The sequence below is a fragment of the Mycolicibacterium tusciae genome, assembly GCF_002086795.1.
In the GTDB taxonomy this organism is placed as follows: Bacteria; Actinomycetota; Actinomycetes; order Mycobacteriales; family Mycobacteriaceae; genus Mycobacterium; species Mycobacterium tusciae.
Genome location: NZ_MVIM01000001.1, coordinates 458,075 through 477,212, shown reverse-complemented (window position 1 = coordinate 477,212; position 19,138 = coordinate 458,075). Strand labels below are relative to the sequence as shown.

The 19,138-nt window shown below is 65.6% G+C and carries 19 protein-coding genes; 11 read left to right on the top strand and 8 right to left on the bottom strand.

Annotated features, from left to right (window positions below):
• Nucleotides 1-9: 9 nt before the first annotated feature.
• Together gabT and BST47_RS02295 are read right to left on the bottom strand one after the other, a co-directional pair.
• Nucleotides 10-1,350, bottom strand: coding sequence for a 4-aminobutyrate--2-oxoglutarate transaminase (gene gabT, locus BST47_RS02300; RefSeq protein ID WP_083123563.1), 1,341 nt, complete (start codon nucleotides 1,348-1,350; stop codon nucleotides 10-12).
• Nucleotides 1,351-1,495: 145 nt separating this feature from the next.
• Nucleotides 1,496-1,909 carry a VOC family protein gene (locus BST47_RS02295; protein ID WP_083123562.1) on the bottom strand — a complete coding sequence of 138 codons (414 nt, stop codon included), beginning with the start codon at nucleotides 1,907-1,909 and terminating at the stop codon, nucleotides 1,496-1,498.
• Nucleotides 1,910-2,048: 139 nt separating this feature from the next.
• On the opposite strand from BST47_RS02295, the gene yajC reads away from it, so the two are divergent.
• The 7 genes from yajC to BST47_RS02260 all read left to right on the top strand — a co-directional run bounded on the left by yajC (nucleotide 2,049) and on the right by BST47_RS02260 (nucleotide 10,545).
• Nucleotides 2,049-2,393 carry a preprotein translocase subunit YajC gene (yajC, locus tag BST47_RS02290; RefSeq protein ID WP_083123561.1) on the top strand — a complete coding sequence of 115 codons (345 nt, stop codon included), beginning with the start codon at nucleotides 2,049-2,051 and terminating at the stop codon, nucleotides 2,391-2,393.
• Nucleotides 2,394-2,465: 72 nt separating this feature from the next.
• Entirely contained in the window at nucleotides 2,466-4,283 is a 1,818-nt protein-coding gene (secD, locus tag BST47_RS02285; RefSeq protein WP_083123560.1) for a protein translocase subunit SecD, read from the top strand.
• A gap of 4 nt (nucleotides 4,284-4,287) precedes the next feature.
• Nucleotides 4,288-5,568: a protein translocase subunit SecF gene (secF, locus tag BST47_RS02280; protein ID WP_083123559.1), complete on the top strand. Its 1,281-nt coding sequence runs from the start codon at nucleotides 4,288-4,290 to the stop codon at nucleotides 5,566-5,568.
• Between the two features lie 5 nt (nucleotides 5,569-5,573).
• Nucleotides 5,574-7,226: an ABC transporter substrate-binding protein gene (locus BST47_RS02275; protein WP_083123558.1), complete on the top strand. Its 1,653-nt coding sequence runs from the start codon at nucleotides 5,574-5,576 to the stop codon at nucleotides 7,224-7,226.
• The gene (locus BST47_RS02270; protein WP_234809546.1) at nucleotides 7,193-7,753 is read left to right on the top strand and encodes an adenine phosphoribosyltransferase; all 561 of its coding nucleotides are present in this window, start codon (nucleotides 7,193-7,195) and stop codon (nucleotides 7,751-7,753) included. The genes BST47_RS02275 and BST47_RS02270 overlap by 34 nt, the downstream gene beginning before the upstream one ends.
• Nucleotides 7,754-7,824: 71 nt before the next feature.
• A complete protein-coding gene (locus BST47_RS02265; protein WP_083123747.1) occupies nucleotides 7,825-10,200 on the top strand; it encodes a RelA/SpoT family protein in 2,376 nt (791 codons plus the stop codon).
• Between the two features lie 51 nt (nucleotides 10,201-10,251).
• Nucleotides 10,252-10,545: a DUF4333 domain-containing protein gene (locus BST47_RS02260; protein ID WP_083123556.1), complete on the top strand. Its 294-nt coding sequence runs from the start codon at nucleotides 10,252-10,254 to the stop codon at nucleotides 10,543-10,545.
• A gap of 6 nt (nucleotides 10,546-10,551) precedes the next feature.
• Here the strand turns inward: BST47_RS02260 and BST47_RS02255 are convergent, their stop codons facing one another.
• Together BST47_RS02255 and BST47_RS02250 are read right to left on the bottom strand one after the other, a co-directional pair.
• Nucleotides 10,552-11,583, bottom strand: coding sequence for a peptidylprolyl isomerase (locus tag BST47_RS02255; protein WP_083123555.1), 1,032 nt, complete (start codon nucleotides 11,581-11,583; stop codon nucleotides 10,552-10,554).
• Nucleotides 11,580-12,458: a peptidylprolyl isomerase gene (locus BST47_RS02250; protein WP_083123554.1), complete on the bottom strand. Its 879-nt coding sequence runs from the start codon at nucleotides 12,456-12,458 to the stop codon at nucleotides 11,580-11,582. Before BST47_RS02250 ends, BST47_RS02255 begins: the two co-directional genes overlap by 4 nt.
• Nucleotides 12,459-12,560: 102 nt before the next feature.
• On the opposite strand from BST47_RS02250, the gene BST47_RS02245 reads away from it, so the two are divergent.
• The 3 genes from BST47_RS02245 (at nucleotide 12,561) to BST47_RS02235 (ending at nucleotide 15,614) form a co-directional block, all read left to right on the top strand.
• Nucleotides 12,561-13,247 carry an MBL fold metallo-hydrolase gene (locus BST47_RS02245; RefSeq protein ID WP_083123746.1) on the top strand — a complete coding sequence of 229 codons (687 nt, stop codon included), beginning with the start codon at nucleotides 12,561-12,563 and terminating at the stop codon, nucleotides 13,245-13,247.
• On the top strand, nucleotides 13,247-14,512 hold the full coding sequence (gene hisS / locus BST47_RS02240; RefSeq protein WP_083123553.1) for a histidine--tRNA ligase: 1,266 nt from the start codon (nucleotides 13,247-13,249) through the stop codon (nucleotides 14,510-14,512). The genes BST47_RS02245 and hisS overlap by 1 nt, the downstream gene beginning before the upstream one ends.
• 112 nt (nucleotides 14,513-14,624) lie before the next feature.
• Nucleotides 14,625-15,614 (top strand): amidohydrolase family protein, encoded by a 990-nt coding sequence (locus tag BST47_RS02235; protein ID WP_083123552.1) that lies wholly within the window; start codon nucleotides 14,625-14,627, stop codon nucleotides 15,612-15,614.
• Nucleotides 15,615-15,621: 7 nt separating this feature from the next.
• On the opposite strand, the gene BST47_RS02230 is transcribed toward BST47_RS02235, so the two are convergent.
• The 3 genes from BST47_RS02230 to BST47_RS02220 all read right to left on the bottom strand — a co-directional run bounded on the left by BST47_RS02230 (nucleotide 15,622) and on the right by BST47_RS02220 (nucleotide 17,627).
• Nucleotides 15,622-16,689, bottom strand: a complete 1,068-nt coding sequence (locus BST47_RS02230) for an MBL fold metallo-hydrolase (protein ID WP_107528838.1) — start codon at nucleotides 16,687-16,689, stop codon at nucleotides 15,622-15,624.
• Nucleotides 16,690-16,691: 2 nt separating this feature from the next.
• A complete protein-coding gene (locus BST47_RS30880; protein ID WP_207568504.1) occupies nucleotides 16,692-17,219 on the bottom strand; it encodes a hypothetical protein in 528 nt (175 codons plus the stop codon).
• Nucleotides 17,220-17,321: 102 nt separating this feature from the next.
• Nucleotides 17,322-17,627 (bottom strand): hypothetical protein, encoded by a 306-nt coding sequence (locus BST47_RS02220; protein ID WP_234809545.1) that lies wholly within the window; start codon nucleotides 17,625-17,627, stop codon nucleotides 17,322-17,324.
• 197 nt (nucleotides 17,628-17,824) lie between these two features.
• On the opposite strand from BST47_RS02220, the gene BST47_RS02215 reads away from it, so the two are divergent.
• Nucleotides 17,825-18,253, top strand: a complete 429-nt coding sequence (locus tag BST47_RS02215) for a lipoprotein LpqH (RefSeq protein WP_234809544.1) — start codon at nucleotides 17,825-17,827, stop codon at nucleotides 18,251-18,253.
• Between the two features lie 55 nt (nucleotides 18,254-18,308).
• Here BST47_RS02215 and BST47_RS02210 read toward each other — a convergent pair whose 3' ends face one another.
• Complete coding sequence (locus tag BST47_RS02210) at nucleotides 18,309-18,674, bottom strand: copper chaperone PCu(A)C domain-containing protein (protein ID WP_234809543.1); 366 nt, start codon at nucleotides 18,672-18,674, stop codon at nucleotides 18,309-18,311.
• Nucleotides 18,675-19,138 lie beyond the last annotated feature (464 nt).

The following is a 19,138-nucleotide window of genomic DNA, read 5'->3' as shown; positions in this document are numbered from 1 at the left end:
CTCTTTGGGTTAAAGGTCTTTGAGGACAAGAGCAAGAACATCGAGACCTTCGACGAGAAGGTCGTCGCTGATGGTCAACGGTGGCAAAAACCGCAGCACGTTGCCAAATGTGCCGCAGGACAACACGATCACGCCCGCGGCGTGGCAGCCGCCGCACAGCGCTTTGGTCAGGTCGGCGTCGGGCTCGGTGCTGCCGGACTTCACCAGCTCCATCGCGATCATGGCGCCGCGCCCGCGGACGTCGCCGATCCGGTCATCCTCGGCCTGCAGCCGCCCGAGTCGATCCTTCATCAGCGCTTCGATCTGCTGCGCCCGCTCGACGAGCCCGTCGGCCTGGATCGTCTCGATGGTCGCCAGCGCCGCCGCGCACGCGACCGGATTGCCGCCGTAGGTGCCGCCGAGCCCGCTGACATGTGGCGCGTCCATGATCTCGGCGCGCCCGGTCACCGCGGACAGCGGCATGCCGTCGGCGATGCCCTTCGCGGTGACGATCAAATCGGGTTCGATGCCTTCGTGTTCGCACGCGAACATCGCCCCGGTGCGGGCGAACCCGGTCTGTACCTCGTCGGCGATGAACACGACGTTGTTCTTGCGGCACCAGTCCAGCAGCGCGGGCAGGAAGCCATCGGCGGGCACGATGAAGCCGCCCTCACCCTGGATGGGTTCGATGATGACCGCCGCCAGGTTGTCGGCACCGACCTGCTTGTCCATCACGGTGATGGCACGCTTGGCCGCAAGCTCACCGTCGGTGGCCATCTCCTTGCCGAATTCTGCATCGCGGAACGGGTACGACAGCGGTGCTCGGTAGATCTCCGGTGCGAACGGGCCGAAACCGTGCTTGTAGGGCATGGACTTCGCGGTCAACGCCATGGTCAGGTTGGTCCGCCCGTGATACGCGTGGTCGAACGACACCACCGCCGATTTCCGGGTGTAGGTTCGCGCGACCTTGATCGCGTTCTCCACTGCTTCGGAGCCCGAGTTGAACAGTGCCGACCGCTTGTCGCCGCTGCCGGGCGTGAGCCGGTTGAGCTGCTCGGCGACCGCGACGTAGCCCTCGTACGGCGTGATCATGAAACATGTGTGGGTGAATCTCGCGGCCTGATCCTGTACCGCCGCAACGACGGCCGGCGACGAGTTTCCGACGGTGGTCACCGCGATGCCCGACCCCAGATCGATGAGTCGATTGCCGTCGACATCCTCGACGATGCCGCCGAATGCCCGCGACGCGTACACGGGCATGGTGTTGCCCACCGCCCGGGATACCGCGGCGGTCTTCCTGTCGATCAGCGCTTGTGAAAGCGGGCCGGGTATCTCGGTGGCGAGAAATCGGCTCTGCTCGACGGTGCTCAAATCCGCCTCCTGACGTAGGTTCGGCGCACGACGCGCCGCGGTTCGAGCCTAGTCGGGAGCGCACCGATCCGATTGAAAACTCTGGGAGGTTCTAGCGGAATCGTCGGTCATCACAGATTGAGGCAACGGATTTCGTCGCCATCGCTCAATCCCGGTCGTGATGGCACACCGCTTCGAGCATCAGCCCCCAGGGGTCGAGCCAGAACGTCGCGAAATAGGGCTGGGGATACTGCGGAAATACCTGCGGCCGGTGCAGAACCTCGCCGCCGAATCGTGGGATCAACGTCGCGGTGAGGAGCTCGTGAATCTCGCGCACCAGGGATCGGGAACGCACGATGAACGCCAGATGCTGAAGGCCGGTCCGGTGCCGCGAGTATCGCGAGGTCTCGGCCGACGGATAGAAGAACAGGTATGTGCCCGGCTTGCCGCCCGCGGGACGATAGGCGAACTCGTCGGATGCCGTGAGGAACTCGTCGAATCCCAGCAGCGGCATGACCGCGTCGTAGTAGGTCTTGGACGCGCCCAGATCAGGAACATTGATGCCGAGGTGCCCGAGCACTACAGGACGCTAACACTGCGCCGGGGCGACGGGGGCCTCGGTCATCTGCGGCCGCAATGGCACACTGGTCACTGACGAAGCGCCTGACCTGCCGGTCTGCGCTGTGACACCGAGACCGATACGAAAGACAGTTGTTGCCATGGATCTGGTCATCTTCCTGCCGCTCATCATCATCATGGGCGCGTTCATGTTCTTCGCGTCGCGCCGACAGAAGAAGGCGATGCAGGCCACCATCGATCTGCACGAATCGCTGCAGATCGGGGATCGCATTCACACCACGTCGGGCTTGGAAGGCACGATCACCGGCATCGGCGACGACACCATCGACCTGGAGGTCGCGCCCGGCGTGGTCACCACATGGATGAAGCTCGCCGTGCGCGACAAGATCGGACCGGACACCGACGGAGACGACGATTTCGAGGACGTCGACGACGAGGCATCGACGGCGACCGAAATCACCGAAAGCCCGAACACCAAGGACTGAGGGCTGACCACTCAGCCTGAGCACGTACCCTTTGCGGTGCTGACGAACTGATCTCGAGGAGACCCTAGAAACGTGGCATCGCCTTCGACGCCGGTGCACCCTGCCCGCTACCTTGCGCTCTATCTGGTACTGCTGGTCGGCGCATACCTGCTGGTGTTCCTGACGGGGGACAAGGAGGCCGAGCCGAAGCTCGGCATCGATCTGCAGGGCGGCACCCGGGTAACGCTCACCGCTCGCACGCCGGACGGCTCTCGTCCCACCCGTGACGCCCTCAACCAGGCACAGACGATCATCAACGATCGCGTCAACGGTCTGGGTGTGTCGGGGTCCGAAGTCATCATCGACGGCGACAACCTCGTCATCACCGTTCCGGGTAACGAGAGCAGCGAGGCCCGCAACCTCGGCCAGACGGCACGGCTGTACATCAGGCCGGTGGTTCACGCGATGCCTTCCGCCGCGGCACAGCCACAGCAGCCGCCCACCGAGGAACCACAGGGAGCCCCGCCGGGTGCACCCGGCGCACCAGGAGCCATCCCCGGACTACCCGGCGCTCCAGCAGCGCCAGGAGCGCCCGGCGCCCAGGTGCTTCCCCCCGGAGCGGCCGAGCAGCCGGTACCGCCCGCCCAGTCGCCCGCCCCACAACCCCGTCCGTACCCCGTGGAGCCGCCGTCCCAGCCAGCCCCCGAGCCGCCGGCGCCGCCGCAGCCGACGCCACCGCCGGGGCAGGAGCCGGCACCGGCTCCCGGCACGCAGGCGCCCGCGCCACCATCTGGTGATGTCCCGCTTTCGCAGCGCATCGCCGACGAGAAGGAACTTCGCCAGAGCAGCGATCAGCAGATCCAGATCCTGGCGCTGCAGTTCCAGGCCACCCGCTGCGGCGAGGACGATGTGCTGGCCGGTAACGACGATCCGAACCTGCCGCTGGTCACGTGCTCGCAGGACGGCAACGAGGTCTACCTGCTCGACAAGTCGATCATCAGCGGTGAACAGATCGAGAACGCGAGTTCGGGCTTCGACCAGCAGCAGGGCATCTACCTGGTCGACGTCCAGTTCAAGGGCGATGCCACCAAGATCTGGGCGGACTTCACCGCCGCGAACGTCGGCACTCAGACCGCGTTCGTGCTGGACTCCCAGGTGGTCAGTGCCCCCGAGATTCGCGAGCCGATTCCCGGCGGTCGTACGCAGATCAGCGGTCAGTTCACCGAGCAGACGGCGCGCGAGCTCGCCAACGTGCTGAAGTACGGTTCGCTGCCGCTGTCATTCGAGTCGTCGGAGGCCGAAACCGTTTCGGCGACCTTGGGTTTGACGTCGCTGCGCGCCGGCTTGATCGCGGGGGCGGTCGGCCTCGCCCTGGTGCTGCTTTATTCGCTGCTCTACTACCGAATTCTGGGCGTGCTGATCGCGCTGTCGCTGGTCGCGTCGGGCGCCATGGTTTACGCGATCCTCGTGCTCCTGGGCAGATACATCGGATACACGCTTGACCTCGCCGGTATTGCGGGTCTGATCATCGGTATCGGTATGACGGCAGACTCCTTCGTCGTGTTCTTCGAACGCATCAAGGATGAGATTCGCGACGGTCGATCGTTCCGCTCGGCGGTGCCCCGTGGTTGGAACAGAGCGCGTAAGACGATTCTGTCCGGCAACGCGGTCACGTTCCTGGCCGCCGCCGTCCTGTATGTCCTGGCGGTCGGCCAGGTGAAGGGCTTCGCGTTTACCTTGGGCCTGACGACGATCCTCGACGTGGTGGTGGTGTTCCTGGTGACGTGGCCGATCGTCTACATCGCGTCGAAGTCGCCGACCATGGCGAAGCCCAAGCTGAACGGCCTCGGCGCGGTGCAGCAGATCGCCCGCGAACGACGCGCGGCCGCGCACGTGACGGGACGGGGGTAGCGACATGGCCGCCAGGCATAAAGACAACAAAGACGTGGACGACGTGTTGACCGAAGCCGTCGAGGCACCCGACCTCGAGAGCGAGACGCCACGGCACGGGTTCTTCACCCGGCTCTACACCGGCACCGGCGCGTTCGAGGTCGTCGGTAAGCGCAAGCTGTGGTTCACGGTCAGCGGCTTGATCGTTGCTGTGTGCATCGCCAGCATGCTGATTCGCGGCTTCACCTTCGGCATCGACTTCGAGGGCGGCACCAAGGTGTCCATGCCTGCGCAGACCGCCAGCGGCACCGTCACCACCCAGCAGGTCGAGGACGTGTTCAGCCGGGCGCTGGGCAAAGACAGCGACAATGTGGTCATTGTCGGCAGCGGCGATTCAGCCACCGTGCAGATTCGCTCGGAAACCCTCGACAACGATGAGATCGAAGCGCTGCGAACCGCGTTGTTCGACGCATTCCAGCCCCGCGGCCCGGACGGCCAGCCCGACAAGAACGCCATCAGCGACTCCGCGGTATCGGAGACCTGGGGCGGTCAGATCACCGAGAAGGCGCTCATCGCCCTCGTCGTGTTCCTCGCGCTGGCCGCCGTCTACATCACCGTGCGATACGAGCGCTACATGGCCGTCGCCGCGTTGGCAACGCTGGTGTTCGACCTGGTCGTCACCGCCGGCGTCTATTCCATCGTCGGCTTCGAGGTCACGCCCGCGACGGTCATCGGATTGCTGACCATTCTCGGTTTCTCCCTCTATGACACCGTGATCGTGTTCGACAAGGTCGAGGAGAACACCCACGGATTCGAGCACACCACCCGCCGGACGTTCGCGGAGCACGCCAACCTGGCGGTCAACCAGACCTTCATGCGGTCGATCAACACCAGCGTGATCTCGGTGCTGCCGATCCTGGCGCTGATGGTGATCGCGGTCTGGCTGCTGGGCGTCGGCACGCTGATGGACCTGGCGCTCGTCCAGCTGGTCGGTGTGATCGTCGGTACGTATTCGTCGATCTATTTCGCCACGCCGCTGCTCGTGACGCTGCGGGAGCGCACCACGCTGGTGCGCAACCACACCCGCCGGGTGCTGAACCGCCGCAAGGGAAGTGCCGCGAAACTTTCGGACTCCGGCGAGGACGTCGTCGACGACGGTGCTAACCCGGTGAAGGCGGCGGTGTCCTCGCAGGCGACGAGCACCACTCCGCCACCGGACAAGCCGGCGCCCGGCGCGCGGCCGGTTCGGCCGACGGGCAGCCGGTCCGGACGACCGTCGGGTAAGCGCGACGCCCGGCGGCGGTAGCCCAGATGATCGCATGGAGCCGGCGCGTGGCTGCTCTGGTGGCCGCCGTGGCGGTCGGTGCGGCGGGCCTGTCGGCGTGTTCGCGTGGCCCGGCCGCCAGCATCGACTTCGCGGTGGACGGCATGCTGACGACCTACAACACCAACACGGTGGCCGGTGCCGCCTCCGGTGGTCCGCAGGCCTTCGCGCGGGTTCTGACGGGTTTCAACTATCACGGTCCTGACGGCCAGATCGTCGCCGATCACGACTTCGGCAAGATCTCGGTCGTCGGCCGCGGGCCGTTGATCCTCGACTACGAGATCAACGCCGCGGCGGTGTACTCCGACGGCAAGCCGATCACGTGTGACGACATGGTGCTGGCGTGGGCGTCACAGTCGGGACGGTTTCCCGGGTTCGACGCCGCCAGCCGTGCCGGGTACACCGACATCGCGTCCGTCGACTGCGCTCCGGGTCAGAAGAAGGCGCGGGTGTCCTTCGCGCAGGACCGCGCGTTCGTCGACTACGGCCAGCTGTTCGCCGCCACGTCGATGATGCCGTCGCACGTGCTCGCCGATGAGCTCGGGCTGCCCGACGGCGGCGTCACCACCGCGATCACGAACAACGACGCGCCGGCCATCGACCGAATTGCCAAGGCGTGGAACACCACCTGGAACCTGACGCCGGATATCGACATCAAGAAGTTCCCGTCCTCGGGGCCGTACAAGCTCGATTCGGTGACCGACGAAGGCGCTGTCGCGCTCGTCGCCAACGACAAGTGGTGGGGCGCCGCGCCGGTCACGTCCAGGATCACCGTGTGGCCGCGTGGCGCTGACATCCAGGACCGCATCAACCAGGGCGCCTACGATGTCGTCGACGTGGCGGAGGGTTCGTCGGGCACGCTGAACCTGCCCGACGACTACGTCCGGACCGACGCCCCGTCCGCGGGCATCGAGCAGCTCATCTTCGCCTCTCGGGGCCCGATGTCGCAGCCGCCGGAGCGGCGTGCGCTCGCGCACTGCACTCCGCGTGACATCATCGCCCGCAACGCCGAAGTTCCCGTTGCCAACGCGCGGTTGAACCCTGTCACCGAGGACGCGTACAGCGCTGCCGAAAGCGCCGTCGAGGGCGGCCGGTTCACCGTCGCCAATCCCGAGGCGGCGCGGGCCGCGATCAACGGAAGGCCCTTGACCGTCCGCATCGGATACCAGAGCCCCAACGCCCGGCTCGCCGCAACGGTCGGCACGATCGCCAAGGCGTGCGCGCCCGCAGGCATCACGGTGCAGGACGTCGCGACCAACGAAACGGGCCCGCTCACTTTGCGCAACAACGAGATCGACGTCCTGCTCGCCAGCACGGGTGGCGCGGCGGGCAGCGGGTCCTCGGGGTCCAACGCCATGGACGCCTACGATCTGCATTCGGCCAACGGCAACAATCTGTCCCGCTACTCCAACGAGCGCGTCGACGGCATCATCGCGGCGCTAGCGGTGACGTCGGACCCCAAGGAGCTGTCCCGGCTGCTCGGGGAAGGCGGATCGATCCTGTGGACTGACATGCCGACCATTCCGCTCTATCGTCAGCAGCGGACCGTACTCACGTCGAAAGACATGTACGCGGTAAGTAGCAGTCCGACTCGATGGGGCGCGGGATGGAACATGGATCGTTGGGCGCTGGGCGGGTGACGGATCAGGACATCTCGATGCTCGTCGCGTCGCTGATGCGAGAAGTGCCCGACTTTCCCGAGCCGGGTATCCAGTTCAAGGATCTGACCCCACTGCTGGCCGACGCGCACGGCCTGGCCAAGGTCACCGACGCTCTTGCGGAGACCGCGGAGGGCGCTGACCTGGTGGCGGGTATCGACGCGCGCGGCTTCTTGCTGGGCGCCGCGGTCGCATTGCGGCTCGGGATCGGGGTCCTGGCGGTGCGCAAGGGCGGCAAGCTGCCGCCGCCGGTGCACAGCGAGACTTACCAGCTCGAGTACGGCTCGGCCACGCTGGAGTTGCCTGCCGACGGCATCGAACTCGACGGGCGCAGGATCGTGATCATCGACGACGTTCTCGCCACCGGCGGGACCATGGCCGCGACGGAAAAGCTGCTACGGCGCTGCGGTGCGATGGTCCCGGCCGCCGCCGTTGTGCTCGAACTTTCGGCGCTGAGCGGCCGCGAGGTGCTCGAACCGCTGCCTGTGACGTCGCTGCTGATGATCTGAGACGTATCCTCGAAGTCTGAGCGTTTCGAAACGTGCGATGAACGCGCATGTCGAGCAGGCGGGAGGTGACCATGGCTTCGAACGGAGAAGCTCCCGGCACGGGCCAGGCCGTGCAGTCGCCCCCGAACGCGCAGATGACCGAGACGCAGCCGTTGGAGATTCCCAAGGCGGATTCCGCGAAGGCGGCAACGAGTGCCTCGCGCCGGGTGCGGGCCCGGCTGGCGCGCCGGATGACGGCACAGCGCAGCACCCTGAACCCGGTGCTGGAACCGCTGGTCGCGGTCCACAAGCAGTCCTATCCCAAGGCCGACCTGACACTGCTGCAACGCGCGTACGAGGTGGCCGACGAACGGCACGCCGATCAGTTGCGCCGCTCCGGTGACCCGTACATCACCCATCCGCTGGCCGTCGCGAACATCCTGGCCGAGCTCGAAATGGACACCACGACGCTGATCGCGGCGCTGCTGCACGACACCGTCGAGGACACCGGCTACACCCTCGAGCAGCTCATCGAGGAGTTCGGCACCGAGGTGGGCCACCTCGTCGACGGCGTGACCAAACTGGACAAGGTCGCACTGGGCACCGCGGCCGAGGGCGAGACCATCCGCAAGATGATCCTCGCGATGGCCCGTGATCCGCGGGTACTGGTGATCAAGGTCGCCGACCGGCTGCACAACATGCGCACGATGCGCTTCCTGCCGCCGGAGAAGCAGGCGGCCAAGTCCCGCGAGACGCTGGAAGTGATTGCGCCGCTGGCACATCGACTCGGTATGGCGAGCGTCAAGTGGGAGCTCGAGGATCTGTCATTCGCGATCCTTCATCCGAAGAAGTACGAGGAGATCGTGCGGCTGGTCGCCGACCGGGCGCCGTCGCGCGACATCTATCTGGCGAAGGTGCGGGCCGAGATCAACGCGACACTCACGGCGTCGAAGATCAACGCGGTGGTGGAGGGCCGGCCGAAACACTATTGGTCGATCTACCAGAAGATGATCGTCAAGGGCCGCGACTTCGACGACATCCACGACCTGGTCGGTGTGCGGATCCTCTGCGACGATGTGCGTGACTGCTATGCCGCTGTGGGCGTGGTCCATTCGCTGTGGCAGCCGATCGCCGGCCGGTTCAAGGACTACATCGCCCAGCCACGGTTCGGTGTGTATCAGTCGCTGCACACCACCGTCGTCGGACCCGAGGGCAAGCCACTGGAAGTGCAGATCCGCACCGTCGACATGCACAAGACCGCGGAGTACGGCATCGCGGCGCACTGGCGCTACAAGGAAGCCAAGGGCCGCAACGGACTTCCGGCGACCTACGCCGCCGCCGAGATCGACGACATGGCCTGGATGCGTCAGCTGCTCGACTGGCAGCGGGAGGCCGCCGACCCCGGCGAGTTCCTCGAGTCGTTGCGCTACGACCTGGCTGTCCAGGAGATCTTCGTGTTCACCCCCAAGGGTGATCTGATCACGCTGCCGACTGGGTCCACTCCGGTGGACTTCGCCTACGCCGTGCACACCGAGGTCGGTCACCGCTGCATCGGATCCCGCGTCAACGGCCGCTTGGTCGCACTGGAGCGCAAGCTCGAAAACGGCGACCAGGTCGAGGTTTTCACATCCAAGGCGCCCAACGCCGGCCCGTCTCGCGACTGGCAGACGTTCGTGGTCTCGCCGCGGGCGAAGGCGAAGATCCGCCAGTGGTTCGCCAAGGAGCGGCGTGAAGAAGCGCTCGAAACCGGCAAAGACGCCATCGGCCGTGAGGTGCGCCGCGCCGGAATTCCGTTGCAGCGCTTGATGAATGCGGAACAGGTGGCGGCCCTGGCACGTGAGTTGCGATATGCGGATGTGTCGGCGCTGTACACCGCGGTGGGTGAAGGTCATGTATCGGCGCGGCACGTCGTGCAACGGCTCGTCGCGCAACTCGGTGGTGACGAGGACGCCGCAGACGAGATCGCCGAGCGCTCGACGCCGGCCACCATGCCGGTGCGCCAGCGCCACACCGACGACGTCGGTGTGGCCGTGCCCGGCGCCCCCGGGGTGCTGACCAAGCTCGCCAAGTGCTGCACACCCGTGCCCGGCGACATCATCATGGGGTTCGTCACCCGCGGTGGCGGAGTCAGCGTGCACCGCACCGACTGCACCAACGCGTCGTCGCTGCAAGACCAGTCGGAGCGCATCATCGACGTGCAGTGGGCGCCGTCGCCGTCGTCGGTCTTCCTGGTCGCGATCCAGGTGGAAGCGCTGGACCGGCACCGGTTGCTGTCGGATGTGACCCGGGTGCTGGCCGACGAGAAGGTCAACATCCTGTCCGCGTCGGTGACCACCTCCGACGATCGCGTGGCAATCAGCCGATTCACCTTCGAGATGGGCGATCCGAAGCACCTCGGTCATCTGCTCAACGTGGTGCGCAACGTGGAGGGCGTGTACGACGTGTACCGCGTGACGTCCGCGGCGTGACGGTTTTCGGCAAAGATTCGTTCGAGCGTCAATTTCTGTCATAATTCGGCGATGCGCACCGCATTGGTGGCGACGATGGTCGCCCTCGCCGTGCTGATCGCCGGCTGCGGCTCGACCATCAAACCCGACGGCGCCGCGCAATCCGTTGCTGATTTAGTGAAGAAGCAAACAGGTTTCGAGCCCAAGGACGTGAAGTGTCCCGAAGGTGTCGAAGCCAAAGTCGGCGGCACGTTCGAGTGCAAGTTCACCGGGCCCGAGGCCACGGAGTACACCGCGGATATGCGGATCACCAAGGTTGAGGGCGACGACGTCGAGTTCTATATCGAGACCCACCCGAGTTCCTGACGCATCTCAGTCGAGTCGCACGATCTCGATGGTCACGTCCTGGTTGGGCTTGCCGTCGTCGCTGCCGTTTGCCGTGCCCGCCGCGGCGATCTTGTCCAGCGTGGCCAGCCCGGTCTTGTCGATGGTGCCGAAGACGGTGTAGGTCGGCGGCAGCATCGAGTCGCGGTAGATGAGGTAGAACTGGCTGCCGTTGGTGCCGAGCCCCGAGTTGGCCATCGCGAGTGTGCCGCGCGGGTACAGCCTCGGAATCTCCATCGCCGGGTCGGTCAACCGGAACTGGTTGGTCGGGTACTCGTTCGGGAATCGGTAGCCGGGGCCTCCCCGGCCCGTTCCCGTGGGATCGCCGCACTGCAGTACGCCGAGCGTCGGGGTCGTGGTCAGCCGGTGGCAGGTTGTGTTGTCGAAGTAACCCTGCTGGGCGAGGCTGGCGAAGTTGTTGACCGTGCAGGGGGACTTGGCGTTGTCCAACTGCAGGCCGATACCACCGCGGTTGGTCGTGATACTGGCGCTGACGAGTGCCGGCTGGGTCGGCACCCGTCCGGTGCGCGGCGGCTTGGCCGGCTTGCTCGCCGGCTCTGCTGTGGCGGGGTACTGGCAGTTGGATCCGAGGGTGGCGGGCGGCTTGAACTCCGGCAGTGGCTGCGCGTCGATCGGCTGCGTCGGGGTCACGGTGTAGTCGGACGTCGTCCCGTCCAGGTCCTCGAGGCTACGGCCGACCGCGATGATGACGATCACCGCCCACACCAACACGAGGACCATGAAGGCGGTGAACACGTAGCTGATGATCAGGCCCGCCACGGCCAGTCCGCGGCCTTCTTCACCGGTCTTCTTGATCTGCGAAAGCGAGATGTGTCCGAACGCGATTCCGAGCGGCGCGAAGACGAATGCGCACACCAGCGATGCGACGGCCAGCGTGTTCGTCGGTCGGGGCTGCGGATAGCCGGCGTACACCGGCGGATAGCCGCCATATGGGGACGGCGGGTACGCCCCGTAGGGCGGCGGATATCCGCCGTACGGAGCCGGTGGGGGGTTGGTCACGGATCCAGCTGCAGCTTGGTGATCTTGACCTCGGACTTCGGCGAACCGTCGGGAGCGCCGTCGGCCGTGCCCGCTGCGGCGATCTTGTCCAGCGTCGCGAGGCCCGTCTCGTCGATGGTGCCGAACACCGTGTAACCGGGCGGCAGCTGCGAGTCCTTGTACACCAGGAAGAACTGGCTGCCGTTGGTGCCTGGGCCGGCATTGGCCATGGCGAGCGTGCCGCGCGGGTACAGCACCGGCTCCGCCAGCTTGGGATCGTCGGGCTGGTACTGGTTCGTCGGATACTCGTTGGGGAACTGATAGCCGGGACCGCCGGTGCCCTGCCCGGTGGGATCGCCGCACTGCAGCACCGACAGCGAGTCAGAGGTGGTCAGCCGATGGCATGTGGTGTCGTTGAAGAAGCCCTGGTTCGCCAGGCTGGCGAAGCTGTTGACGGTGCACGGGGACTTGCCGTTGTCGAGCATCAGACCGATATTGCCCTGGTTGGTCTCCATGCTGGCGCTGACCTGAGCGGGGTCGGTAGGCACCTTGCCCGTCCGCGGTGGCTTGACATCCTTGCTGGCCTTTTCCGCAGAGGCCGGGTACTGGCAGTCGTCGCCGAGGCCTGCGGGCGCCGCGAACGCGGGCAGCGTGCCGGGGCCGGTCGGTTCTGCACTCGACGTGGTCGACGTCTCGGTGGCAGCGGTGTTGTCGCCATCCGAATCGTCCCTGGTGAGGATGACGGCGGCCGCGACCCCGCCGGCGATGACGAGCACGCCCACGACCGATCCGACGATCGTGAAGATGCGACGCTGGCGTTCCTTGGCCGCCCGGCGCTCCAATTGCCGCTCGAGTTTGCGCTTCGCTGTCGCCCGCCGCTGTTCGTTGGTCGGCACCGCCCGTGTCCTCCTCGTATCGATCGGTCGGCAACGAGTGTGCCAGGCGTTGCTGAGTGTGGCGTTGCGACCCACGTCATCGGGGATGGAAAACTGGAGGCCGTGTTGGTCACCGGATTCCCGGCGGGCATGTTGGCGTGTAACTGCTACGTGCTGGCCCAGCGGCCCGGCGCCGACGCGATCATCGTCGATCCGGGCCAACGGGCGATGGTGCCGTTACGACGGATTCTGGACGAGAATCACCTGACACCTGCTGCGGTGCTGCTCACCCACGGTCACATCGACCACATCTGGTCGGCCCAGAAGGTCGCCGATATGTACGGATGCCCGGCGTACATCCACCCCGAGGACCGGTTCATGCTCACCGATCCGATCAAGGATTTCGGGCCGAAGCTGGCCCAGCTGGCATTCGGGGCGCTCTTCTCAGAACCCAAGCAGGTCGTTGAGCTGTGTCAAGGAGGTGCCGTCGGTGAAGAGCAGGTGGAACTCGGCGGCATCACCGTGACGGTGGATCACACGCCGGGTCATACGCGCGGCTCGGTGGTGTTCCGGGTTGACCCGGACATCGGGGCGGGCACTGGGTCGATAGTGTTCACCGGCGATACGCTGTTCCGGCAATCGGTCGGCCGCACGGACCTGCCCGGTGGCAGCGGGCGCGATCTGCTCGGCTCGATCGTGACAAAACTGTTGGTGCTCGATGACGACACCGTGGTACTGCCTGGACACGGCGCCAAGACCACGATCGGATTCGAGCGCCGTAGCAACCCTTTCCTCGAAGGCTTGAACTAGTGAGTGATTTTCAGGCGCCCAAGGGCGTCCCGGATTATCTGCCGCCCGACTCGGCGCAGTTCGTCGGTGTTCGCGACGGTCTGCTGGACGCGGCCCGCCGCGCGGGATACGGCGATGTCGAACTCCCGATCTTCGAGGACACCGCGCTGTTCGCGCGCGGCGTGGGGGAGTCCACCGACGTGGTGTCGAAGGAGATGTACACCTTCGCCGATCGCGGCGACCGCTCGGTGACGCTGCGGCCCGAGGGCACCGCCGGGGTGATGCGCGCGGTGATCGAACACGGGTTGGACCGGGGCCCGCTGCCGGTCAAGCTCTGCTACGCGGGCCCGTTCTTCCGCTACGAGCGGCCGCAGGCCGGCCGGTACCGCCAGCTGCAGCAGGTCGGGGTCGAGGCGATCGGCGTCGACGACCCGGCATTGGACGCCGAAGTGATCGCGATCGCCGACGCCGGCTTCCGGTCACTGGGTCTCGACGGGTTCCGGTTGGAGATCACGTCGCTCGGCGACGACACGTGCCGTCCGCAGTACCGGGAACTGTTGCAGGACTTCCTGTTCAAGCTTGACCTCGATGAGGACACCCGTCGGCGCGCGGAGATCAACCCGTTGCGGGTACTCGACGACAAGCGCCCCAAGGTGCGGGAGATGACCGCGGACGCCCCCGTCATGCTGGATCACCTGTCCGACGTCGCCAAGCAGCACTTCGACACCGTCCTGGTACATCTCGACGCGCTGGGCGTGCCGTATGTCGTCAATCCGCGCATGGTCCGGGGGCTGGATTACTACACGAAGACCACCTTCGAGTTCGTGCACGACGGGCTCGGCGCGCAGTCGGGGATCGGCGGCGGCGGGCGGTATGACGGTCTGATGCGACAGCTGGGTGGGAAAGATCTGTCCGGCATCGGTTTTGGTCTGGGCGTGGACCGGACGGTGCTGGCGCTGAAGGCCGAGGGCAAGGCCGTCGGCGGTACGGCCCGCGTCGACGTGTTCGCGGTGCCACTCGGCGAGCAGGCCAAGGTGACGCTGGCAGTGCTCGCGGCGCGGTTGCGCGCCGCGGGTGTGCGTGTCGACCTCGCCTATGGCGATCGCGGAATCAAGGGTGCGATGCGCGCGGCGGACCGCTCCGGTGCGTCGATAGCTCTGGTCGCCGGTGACCGCGATATCGAGGCGGGCACCGTGGGTGTGAAGAACCTCGCGACCGGCGAGCAGGTCGATGTGGTCGTCGATGCCGTTCTGGCAGAAGTCCTTTCGCGGCTCAACCGGGCCTAGCTAGGCGGGAGCGCCTGTTCGGCGAGGATCGTCGGTTCCGAAGGTGCGCTCATCGCCACCAGGATGCCCAATTCTCCGCGTAGGGTTGACCCGAACCGACCACGGAGGTGTCATGTCGCTGATCGCGCTCGAAGAGCATTTCGCCTGGGATCCGGCCAGCGACGGCAACGTTGTGGCGACGTGGCTGCAGTCCAACAACACGGTCGGCTACGAGCGGTTGTACGACCGGGGACCGCTACGACTCGAGCAGATGGACGCCGCGGGCATCGACTTCCAGATCCTGTCGCTGTTCGACCCCGGTGTACAGGAGATGACCGACGTCGCGCGCGCCATCGAGCTCGCCCGCGGCGCCAACGACGACCTGGCCGAGACCGTGCGGGCGAACCCGAACCGATTCGGCGGCTTCGCGACGCTGGCAACCCAGGACCCGGACGCCGCGACCGCTGAATTCGAGCGTGCCGTTACGGAATTGGGCTTGGTGGGCGGTTTGATCAACGGGCACTGTCAGGGTCGCTATCTCGACGATCCGGCATATGAGGCCCTGTTCGCCTGCGCCGAATCGCTGGAGGCTCCGATCTACCTTCACCCGACGACTCCGCATCCCGCGGTGATGGAGGCGTGGTTCGCCCCATACGTCGATGACGGTCTGCACCTGGCGTCGTGGGGATTCGCCGCAGAGGCGGGGACACACGTGCTGCGGCTGATCTACTCGGGACTCTTCGACAAGTTCCCGCGCCTGCAGATGATCATCGGCCACCTCGGTGAGATGCTCCCGTTCGCCGCCTATAGGGTCGACCGGTACTACGGCCTCGGCGGGAGCGGCTCAGGCGACCGCCTGCAGCATCTGCCGTCGGAGTACCTGCGCAACAACTTTCACGTCACCACAAGCGGCAACTTTTGCGCGCCGGCCTTCGCGTGCACGCTCGACGTGATGGGCGCCGACCGCGTGATGTTCTCGGTGGACTACCCGATGGACGACAATCAGACGGGCGCGGAGTTCATGGCGTCCTATCCCATGGACGCCGCGACACGGGCGAAAGTCAGCTCGGGTAACGCGATAAAGCTCTTCGGCGAGCGGATTCCCGCCGCTTTGGGCTCCTGAGGACAGGTCAGAGAGCGAACACCTGGCCGTCGCGCGCGACGGTGATCTCCCCAGAGAAGTTCTTCCCGATCTCATCGGTCCATTGAGAGTCGGGCAGATTGGTCGGCTCGTAATGGCTCAGGATGACGTGCCCGGCATTGGCCGCGGCCGCAACCTCACCGACCTGCACGGCCGAGGTATGCGAACTCTTGAGGTAGTTCGGCGGGAACCTGTTGCCGTAGTACGCGTCGTCGAGGCTGAACTGCGCCTCGTGCACCAGGATGTCGGTGTCCTTGGCCAACGTGATGAGGTTGTCGGATTTGGTGGTATCACCGGAAAACGTGACGGAGACGCGGGGTTTCTTGATATCGAAGCGCAAGCCGAACGCGGGAAAGACGTCGTAGTGCGACACCAGTGTCGCGGTGACCGTCACGTTGTCGTCCGACATCACCGGGAACGGGGCGGTCTTCGGTGATCTGTTCTGGTAGTTGGCTTCTGGTGGCACCGCGATCTCGGCGACGGTGAACAGCTTCTGGAGGTCGTCGGTCCCCATGTCGCGGATGAAGATGTTGTTCGTGTAGGCGAACGCTTGCTGCAGCGACTTCGTCATCTCGGCCAGGCCCGGGGTCGGATGTGCCGGATCGATGGTCGCCGGATCGGCATTGCCGACCTGGCTGGGCGGCAGTCCGCCAGCGGGGCCCGGCCCGTAGACCGTCACCGGTTTCTTGCCTTTGGACGCCGTGTAGCCGCCGGAGAACAAGAAGCTGCCGTAGTCGACCGTGTGATCGGTGTGCAGGTGCGTGATGAACATGCTCCGCAATTGATCGAACTTGAGTCCCGCGTTCGTGAATGCGTTCAATGAACCCAGACCGCAGTCGATTTGGTAAACGTCGTCACCTATCTTCAGCGCGGACGAGATCCCGGTCTTGTTGGGCACCGGGGGTGGTCCGGCTTGGACGCCGAGGGTGATGAGCGCGTTTTCGGGCAGCGCGGCCGGGCTCGCAGGCGGCGCTGATCGGCATGACGACACGCCGAATGCGGCTCCGCCGACAGCCGTTGCGAACAGGGCGAGTGCGGACCGTCTGGAGACCTGCACGATCAACCGCCGCGGACGACGTTGGTGAGGACCTCGTCGACATTGCCGACGCCCCCGTCAAAAGGGTTGCCGCGCTTGAGAACTTTCACCCCACCGGGCGTCAGCGCGACGAGTTTGGGCGAACTGGAACCTATTTGCATCCTGCGCGCGAACTGCACCTGGTCCAGCGGGACGATGGCGCCGCCGCCGTAACTGAACAGGCCGAGCTTGCGGTCGATCACCGCGACCGAGCGGCAACTGTGCAGCGGCTGGCTGCGGCGCCGGCGAATCGTGAGGACCACGCGGTACAGCACCGCCGCCAACGCGACTCCGACCGCGACGAAGATCGCGCCGAGCGACGCCGAGGGGACCGCGGTGATGAGTGCGACCAGGCCGAACCCACCGACGACGAGCGTCAATATGCCGAGAACGAAGGCCAGTATCGCCAGCGCGCCCGTGCACCGGTCGAAGATGTTGACCCGCCGGCCGTCGTCGGTGACGACAAGGCCGCCCGTGTCGATCAGTACCTTGGCCTCGGTCGGTGCGTTCACCTGCACAGCATGCCCACTCATCGCCCGTGAGCGACCGCGTTTGTACAGAAATCACCGGCGTGTTGCGTACAAACACGCCCGCTCGCGCTTAGTGATGGGCGGTCAGCACGGTGACTTCTCTCGACGGGATAGCGCGCCAACGACGACTACGACGCCAATGGCGACCACGCCGACGATCACCAAGGGGATGCTGCCGAGTCTTCGGTCCTCTAGCTCCATGTCACATAGCCGGGTGTAGTTCGTGTCGCCCAGTCCGCCAAGACCTGGAACATTGGCGGCGCGCCCGTCGTCATGGGACCGCGCTTCTGACAGGTCAGGATCGATCGGGCTGCCACAGCCGACGACCGCTAGCTCGGGGGACACCGAAGCAGGCACCACCAGACCGCCGATCCCCACCAGGAGAGCCACGAAACCAGCGAACGCAATTACTAGTCGCATAATCATGGGACATCGGTACCCGGCCGAGAAATGCTCATACGTGGTGTGGCGCAGGCGCTATGGACTTGTGTGGTCGAACCTGTGGTGTCCGCGCAGTATGACGGGGTGGGCCTCGGGTACTCCTCGACATGAGCAATGAACGACTGTCCAGGGCGCTGCGACACCGCATGGACCTCACGGTGGCCGTCGCCACGCTGACCACCACGCTCGCCGCCGCGGGATGCACGAGTGGCTATGAAGCGCTCGGCACCCACACCGCACGTGTCTTGATCAACGGCGAAGAAATCGCAGATCAGCGGCCGATCAGGTGCGAGCAGGTGCAGTGGGTGTGGTTCATCGAAAGCCTAGAGCAGACGCCGGGGTTTACCGTGCAGGTGCACACCGGCGACACCATTCAGGCCCGGCTGGTGCGGATCGACACCCTTGGCGGATTCACCGGAAGTGCCTGGGATGCTTCTGCCACCGCTCCCGCCGTCGAGGTCGATGCCGAAGTCATGGAAGGCACCTTCATTATCACCGGAACGGCCAAGGGGTTTTATCACGACGATCCCGGTGAAACCGCCACCGCTACCTTCGAGATTCGAACCGACTGCTGACTGATCGAAGGATTCGCACGATTCCGCCGATGAGATTGTGACGCGAAGAGATTCGTCACGGCCCTTGAACGGGGCACGCCTCTACCGGCACCGGCAACGTCAGGTCGCCTGCACGCTCGAATTGGAATGTGACATCGGCCGTCGTAGCGGGACGCAGATCCGCATCCAATCGATCCAACCGCACCGCCGGCCCGCTTGCGTCGTGCGTGTTCGGCTGACCAAAGCTGACTGTTGATTTGGGCGCGATTGGCACGCTCTCAATCAAGCGCGCCTGATCCGCCGCAGTCGTCGACAAGCCGAGAAGTCGCTCGGTTTCCACCGTACGGTTGTTCGTCACCGTGAATCGAAGCTCGCCACCGGCGCCCAGTTGAATCACGCACCGGCCAGGGACATAGGCCGGCACGATGTAGGCGTTCTCCACGGTGGTGCTCTGTGAGTGTGACCCGGAGCCGCGGTTGGATGAGCCCAGCACCGGATCCTCACCGCACCCGACGGCGCACATGGCTACTGCCGCCGTTCCCGCTAGAGCCGAAGCCCTGTCTCGAAACTGCACTGAATGTCTTCTCCTCTCGACGCGATGCGCTGATCACATCCGTCACCGGCGATCGCTGGCGCGGATACGAGGCAGCCTCGCGTCGAAGGCACGGTTTCCCCGTGGGGCGCGGTTGATACCTGGTTGCGGGAAAGAGTCGTGCCAGCGCCGGTGCCCCTACTTCGGCAACCTAAGAGGCGCCTGAAGGCCGCATTCAGATCGCATGAGCTTTCGGCACCTTCGCCGGTCTATCTCCGCGTCGTGATTGCGATTAGGCAACGATCAAGCCCCAGTCCGGTTTCTCGTTTCCTTCGGGGTAGGCGCTCTACAGGTAGTACGTGGGAGGACATCAG

Excerpts from the sequence above, each read along its gene's own strand:
- BST47_RS02275 (WP_083123558.1), top strand. The coding sequence starts at position 5,574 with ATGATCGCATGGAGCCGGCGCGTGGCTGCTCTGGTGGCCGCCGTGGCG.
- BST47_RS02265 (WP_083123747.1), top strand. The coding sequence starts at position 7,825 with ATGGCTTCGAACGGAGAAGCTCCCGGCACGGGCCAGGCCGTGCAGTCG.
- BST47_RS02215 (WP_234809544.1), top strand. The coding sequence starts at position 17,825 with ATGGACCTCACGGTGGCCGTCGCCACGCTGACCACCACGCTCGCCGCC.
- BST47_RS02260 (WP_083123556.1), top strand. The coding sequence starts at position 10,252 with ATGCGCACCGCATTGGTGGCGACGATGGTCGCCCTCGCCGTGCTGATC.
- secF (WP_083123559.1), top strand. The coding sequence starts at position 4,288 with ATGGCCGCCAGGCATAAAGACAACAAAGACGTGGACGACGTGTTGACC.
- BST47_RS02270 (WP_234809546.1), top strand. The coding sequence starts at position 7,193 with ATGGAACATGGATCGTTGGGCGCTGGGCGGGTGACGGATCAGGACATC.
- BST47_RS02235 (WP_083123552.1), top strand. The coding sequence starts at position 14,625 with ATGTCGCTGATCGCGCTCGAAGAGCATTTCGCCTGGGATCCGGCCAGC.
- yajC (WP_083123561.1), top strand. The coding sequence starts at position 2,049 with ATGGATCTGGTCATCTTCCTGCCGCTCATCATCATCATGGGCGCGTTC.